This window comes from Actinophytocola sp., from assembly GCF_045807065.1.
GTDB lineage: Bacteria > Actinomycetota > Actinomycetes > Mycobacteriales > Pseudonocardiaceae > Actinophytocola.
Genome location: NZ_JBJMIE010000472.1, coordinates 1 through 5857 on the forward strand (window position 1 = coordinate 1; position 5857 = coordinate 5857).

The following is a 5857-nucleotide window of genomic DNA, read 5'->3' on the forward strand; positions in this document are numbered from 1 at the left end:
CGGTACGCCACGTTCGCCAGCGACTCCGGCCACCAGCAGAGCCCGATCGCCGTGCCGAGTCTGGACGGGTCGTTCGGCGTGAACGACGAGGCCGTCACCAACTTCGCCGCCGGTGACGCGCTGAAGAAGACGCGCGACGCGAGCCTGTTCCTCATCCGGCGCGCCTACGGGACCGACCCGGCCGAGGTCTACTTCGCGGGAGGCTCGACAGGCGGCCGCGAAGCCCTCGTCGTCGCGCAGCGGTGGCCGACGGCGTTCGACGGCGTGATCTCCGCCTTTCCCGCCTGGAACAACCTCGCCGAGATCCTGGACCTGGGGTATCTGACGCAGATCCTGTCCCGCCCCGGCGCCTTCCCCGGAGTCGAGAAGCAGACCCTGCTCTACGACAGCGTCATCAAGGCGTGTGACGGTCTGGACGGTGTCGAGGACAACGTCGTCTCGAACCCGGGTGCCTGTCACTTCGATCCGCATGCGCTTCGCTGCCCTGGCGGCGTCGACGCCGGTCCGACCTGCCTGTCGGACCCCCAGATCACGTCCGTGATCGCCATGTCCACCCCGTTCCGGTGGCCGTACCGGATAGCCAGTGGCGAGACCGGGTACCCGGGCTTCCCGTTCCTCTCCGGGGCGGACATGCGAACCCCGTTCCTCGGGTTCGGCACCACGGCCCCGGCCAGTCCGATGCCGGTCACGAGCGGCTACGGGATGCAGTACTGGGACCAGTGGGTCAAGTACTTCCTGACGCGGGACCCCGAGCACAACTCGCTCGACATCGATCCCCGGCATCCCGGGAAGTGGCTCGACCGGATCAGCCACCTGTCCACGATCGAGGACCGCAACGACGCGGACCTCCGCCCGTTCGCCCGCGCCGGCGGCAAGCTGATCCTGCTCCACGGCGCGGCGGACGAGCTGGTCTCACCCCGCTCGACCAACGACTACTACCAACGGGTGCGGGACGTGGTGGGCCCCGGGACGACCGACACGTTCATGCGGTACTACCTCGTGCCCGGGGCGAACCACGCGAACTTCGGCACACCGGCGTTCGCCGCCAGCTGGGACTCGCTGTCCGCACTCGAACGCTGGGTCGAGAGGGGACAGCCACCCGCGAGGCCGATCGTGGCCGACGCGAACCACGACCGCACCCGTCCACTGTGTGAGTATCCGGGCTGGCCCAGGTACCGCGCCGGCGATCCGGACAGCGCCTCGAGCTTCGTCTGCATGCGCTGACGTCGCGGACCCGGCCGTCCGGTCCTCGCGGCCGCGAGGACCGAACGCCGTGCGCTCGCCCAGGTGCCCACGGCGTCCAGGAACTCGCGCGGCCGGGGTCGTGGAGATGTCGGTCGGCCGGAGGTGTCGATCTGGTGCGGGCGTCGCGTCGTCCCTGTGTGCGGCGCCCCTGTGGGTGTGGGCGCCCCGGCACAGGGAGACAAGCGGATGACGAGTCAGACCACCGCGACGGTGTCCGGCGAGGATGCGGTGCGCGGGCCCGTCGTGGCGCGGGCGCGTTGGGCGATCACCGGGGTGTTCTTCGTCAACGGGCTGCTCATCGCCACCTATCTCGTTCGGATTCCGTCGCTCAGGGTGGGGTTGGGCCTCACGGAGCCGCAGTTGGCCGGCGTGCTGACGTGCTTCTCGGTGGCCGCGCTGCTCGCGATGCAGTCCGTCGGCGCGCTCGTCGCGCGGTTCGGCAGTGTCCGGGTCATCCGGGTCACGCTGGCCGCGTTGCCGTTCGCGCTCGCCGGGATCGGCGCGGCCGGCGACGTCACCCAGCTGGCCGCGGCCGTGACCCTGGCCGGGGCGGTGCACGGCATCCTCGACGTGGCGATGAGCTCCCACGCCGTCGCGGTCGAGCGGCTGCTCGGGCGACCCATCATGAACGGGTGCCACGCCGCCTGGGGGACCAGCTCCATCATCGCCTCGCTGACCGGCGCGGCCGCCGCCGGCATCCCCGTCTGGGTGCACACCACGGGCGTGGCCGCCGTCGCCCTGCCCGCCGGCGTCGTGGTCGGTCGGTGGCTGCTGCCGACCGGGACCGACCGGCAGACAGCGGGCGGCACGCCGAGGCAGACCTGGCGCACCGGGTGGACGCGGCCGGTGCTGGTGTTCGGGTCCATCGGTCTGGTCCTGATGCTCTGCGAGGCGGCCGTCATCAGCTGGAGCGGTGTCTTCCTGCACGAGGACCGCGGCGCGACACTGGCCGTGGCGGCGGTCGGCTACGGCGCGTTCACCTCGTGCCAGACACTCGGCCGGCTCGGCGGGGACCGGCTGACCGAACGGTTCGGCCGCGTGCGGGTGTTCCGGGCACACGCCTGCGTGGTCGTGGCCGGGTTCGCCGTCGTCGTCCTCGGCCCGTCGCAGTACGTCGCGATCGCCGGGTTCGCGGTGCTCGGCTACGGCACCTCCGTCCTGGTGCCGCTGATCTTCAGCACGGTCGGGCACATCGGCGGCGACGGCGCGGCCACGTTCGTCGCCCGCGTCGCGACGTTCACCTACACCGGGATCCTGACCGGACCGGCGCTGGTCGGCTGGCTCGGCCAGGGGATCGGGCTGACCTGGACCTTCGCGGCTCTCATCCCGCTCGTCGGCGCCGTCGCGCTCGGCGCCGGGGTGCTGACCACCCACGCTGGACCGGGCCAGCGCGGGTAGCGGCGAAACCCGTGGCAGCGAACGACTCCCGCCGGTCTTTCACGACTGCCCGGCGCGCGGACGACGCGCCGACCGGCGCCGACGGACCAGGCCGGTGACGAGCACCGCCGCCCAGACGGCGCCCAGCGCGACGGCCAGGCCGGCGCCGTAGTCCCGGTCGTGCAGACCCGGGTTGACGGCGGTGCCGTACGGCCGCCACAGCAGCGGGATCGCCACGAGCGTCAGGACGCCGCTCAGCACCACGCCGGCGGTGACCGGTGCGCGCCAGGGCTTCGGCAGGACCCGGGTCAGCACCACCCCGGTGAGACCGACGGCGGGCGCGACGAGCCCGTCGTGGATCAGCGGGCCGCCGACGAACCAGGCGGCGCCCTGCACGGCGTTCACGGTCCGGGAGGTGGCGAAGTCCCAGACCAGCAGAGCACCGTAGGTGAGCAGTGCCAGTCCGGACAGGGCGAACAGCGCGCGGATCACAGCACCTCCATGCGGTGGACCCACTTCGTCTGCAGCACGCCGGGCCGGTTGGGCGCGATGACGCGGCAGGGGAAGCCGTGGTCGAGTGCGAGCCGCTCGCCGCCCAGGCGCAGGGCGAGCAGGGTGCCGCGCGTGTGGGTGGCGGGCAGGACGCTCGTCCGGTAGGCGCCCGCGCGTTCGAGGGAGGTCACGCGCACCGGGTGGTCGGGGTCGGCGCCGGCGAGCCGCATCAGGTCGGCGACGGCGATGCCGGTCCACGTGGCGGACTGGCTCCAGCCTTCGACGCACGCGATCGGCAGGTCGGCGCTGCGCTGGGGCAGCGCGTCCAGCTCGGCCAGCGACAGGCGGGTCGTGCCGTGCGGGCCGGTGATCGCCAGCCGCCACCCGGGGTCCCAGGTCACGCCGGCGGCTCTGGCGGTCCGGTTGACGGGCAGGCCCTGCGCCCCCCGGTCCGACCGCCACGAGAGCGGGGAGACCTCGCGCAGCAGGGGAACCGTGGCCCCGGCGGTGGCGACGACCGCGGCCCCGGCGGCGGCGTAGGTGGTGGCCAGGAACGTGCGGCGGGACACCGCCGCGGAGTCGGGCTCGTGCTCGAGGCGGGTGAGACCGCGGCGGAGCACGGGCAGCTTGACCGCGACGTGCAGCAGGATCGACCCCGCGGCGACCCAGGCGACGGCGTAGTGCGCGGCGAGGAAGTAGAAGCCCCAGGGGTAGTTCTGGGTGGCGTTGAACAGCCCGGTCGCCAGCTCGAAGAAGGCGGCGCCGGACAGGACGAGGATGGTGAGCCGTTCCAGCGCGTGCGGCAGTGAACGCACCAGGGGACGGGCGAACAGCTTCGGGTAGACGGACCACAGCTTGGCGAGCAGCAGCGGAATCGCGGCGATGCCGGACAGGACGTGGAGGCCCTGCGTGATCCGGTAGAGGTTCACCGGCTCGGCCGGCCAGACGAACCAGGACGGCGGCTTCTGCACGGCGTGGCTCACCAACCCGGTCACGAAGCAGAGCAGGAACGCGATCCCGAGCCAGACCCCGAGCCGCGCGGTGACCGTCTCGTGGTGGGCGGGACCGTGGAAGTCCCCCTCGCGAGGCGGCTGCAGCCGGTCGATGAGCCTGCCGAGCCGACCGTCCTCGGCGGGCCGCAGCCTGTGGACAACTCGGCCGAGCCGCCCTTTTCCGTCGGTGCTCACCGGGAGCGTGGAATCCGGGGGACCCCCTGGCGCACGAGTGGGATTTTCGCTCGGGGTGTGCTCGTTCGGGTGGTTGTTCATGGTCGCACCAGTTCCGTGAACCAGCGGCCGCCCGCGTCGCGCAGCCAGTTCGTCCGAAGGCCTGCCCGGGACGCCGTCCGCGCGGCCGCGTCCGCGCCGAGCCAGGCCCAGTCGAACCAGCGGGCGCCGAGGGACTCGCCCGTCGACACGCGTACCCGGCCGCGCCGCAGGCCGGTGCCCGGGGGCTCCACCTCGACCAGCGCGCTGCCGCCGGCACACAGCAGTTCCCGCACCCGGTTGAGCAGGCGCACCGGGTCCCCGCCGATGCCGATGTTGCCGTCCGCCAGCAGTGCGTGCCGCCACCGGCCCTCGGCGGGCTGGCGGTCGAAGATGTCACGCCGTACCGCGGGTGCGCCGGCCGCGTGGGTCAGGCGCACCGCGACCGCCGACACGTCGGTGCCGAGTGCGACCACACCGCGTTCCGACAGCGCGGCGGTCAGTCGGCCGGGACCGCAGCCGATGTCGATGGTCGGGCCGGTGCAGCTGTTCAGCAGCAGCTCGTCGCCCGGGTCCGGGGTGGCGCGCCACCGTTCGGTCGGCAGGCTGATCCGTTCACCCGTCGCCAGCTCCAGCCAGCAGTGGTGGCCCAGCAGCCCCGGTTCGAAGTCGTTCACCTCCCGACCGCCGCGAACGCCCGCGCGAACCGGGAGGACGGCGCCTGTGCCGCCACCAGGACCGCATCCACCACGGTGTCCACATCGGACAGCATGGGCAGTGGGCCGACGCGGAGTCCGATGCCGCGCAACGCGGCCGCCGTCAGCGCACCCGTGTCCGGCCGGGACATCGGCACCCCCCGCAACACCCGCGCGTCCGCCGGGCGGCGCAGGCCCAGCGCCCACCAGCCGCCGTCGACGGCGGGACCCAGCACCGCGTCGGTCTCGCCCAACCGGGTCAGCGCGCCCGTCAACAGCGCCGGCCGCACCTGCGGGGTGTCCATGCCCACCTGCAGCACCGGTGCGCCGGGGAAGCGTGCCGCCACGTCGGCGTGCGCGTTCGCCAGCCGGTCGGCGAAGTCCACGCCGCGCTGCGGGAACACCACGCAGCCCCGCAACGCGGCGGCCAGCTCGCCGGTGCGTTCCGCCTGGGCCAGGTCGCCGGTCAGCGCGCAGGCCACCGTGACGTCCCGCACCGCGCGTGCACTGTCCACAGTGTCCAGCAGGGCCGCGGCGGCGAGCCGGGCGGCCGCACGGGCGCCGACGGACGCGGCGAGGCGGGTCTTGGCGAGTCCCGCGACCGGCGCCTTCGCCACGACGAGGACGACGGCGGCCGGCGCCTGGCGCCTCATCGCAGCACTCCCGCCATGTCGCGGACCGCGCGGAGCGTGCCACGGACCGAACCGGACACCTTCGAGCGTGTGCCGGCGGCGCGGGGCCGGTACGCCACGTCGTGTTCGGCCACCGTCCAGCCCGCGTCTGCCGCCCGTAACAACAGTTCCAACGGGTAGCCGAAAGCGCGGTCCCGCACGTCGAGCGCGA

Annotated in this window: 6 protein-coding genes and 1 pseudogene; 2 read left to right on the forward strand and 5 right to left on the reverse strand. The window is 73.5% G+C overall.

Annotated features, from left to right (window positions below):
* Nucleotides 1-1224, forward strand: a 1224-nt coding sequence (locus ACJ73U_RS27485; RefSeq protein WP_407780616.1) for a tannase/feruloyl esterase family alpha/beta hydrolase, incomplete at its 5' end; no start/stop codon positions are given.
* A gap of 207 nt (nt 1225-1431) precedes the next feature.
* Nucleotides 1432-2643: an MFS transporter gene (locus tag ACJ73U_RS27490; protein ID WP_407780617.1), complete on the forward strand. Its 1212-nt coding sequence runs from the start codon at nt 1432-1434 to the stop codon at nt 2641-2643.
* A 39-nt stretch (nt 2644-2682) separates the two neighbouring features.
* On the opposite strand, the gene ACJ73U_RS27495 is transcribed toward ACJ73U_RS27490, so the two are convergent.
* The 5 genes and pseudogenes from ACJ73U_RS27495 to ACJ73U_RS27515 all read right to left on the reverse strand — a co-directional run.
* On the reverse strand, nt 2683-3114 hold the full coding sequence (locus ACJ73U_RS27495; protein ID WP_407780618.1) for a hypothetical protein: 432 nt from the start codon (nt 3112-3114) through the stop codon (nt 2683-2685).
* Entirely contained in the window at nt 3111-4211 is a 1101-nt protein-coding gene (locus ACJ73U_RS27500) for a molybdopterin-dependent oxidoreductase (protein ID WP_407780621.1), read from the reverse strand. Before ACJ73U_RS27500 ends, ACJ73U_RS27495 begins: the two co-directional genes overlap by 4 nt.
* A 167-nt stretch (nt 4212-4378) precedes the next feature.
* The gene (locus ACJ73U_RS27505; RefSeq protein WP_407780619.1) at nt 4379-4996 is read right to left on the reverse strand and encodes an SAM-dependent methyltransferase; all 618 of its coding nucleotides are present in this window, start codon (nt 4994-4996) and stop codon (nt 4379-4381) included.
* On the reverse strand, nt 4993-5667 hold the full coding sequence (locus ACJ73U_RS27510; protein ID WP_407780620.1) for a DUF2064 domain-containing protein: 675 nt from the start codon (nt 5665-5667) through the stop codon (nt 4993-4995). Before ACJ73U_RS27510 ends, ACJ73U_RS27505 begins: the two co-directional genes overlap by 4 nt.
* Nucleotides 5664-5857 (reverse strand): annotated as a pseudogene (locus ACJ73U_RS27515) (glycosyltransferase); the annotation flags it as partial. The gene ACJ73U_RS27510 and the pseudogene ACJ73U_RS27515, both read right to left, overlap by 4 nt.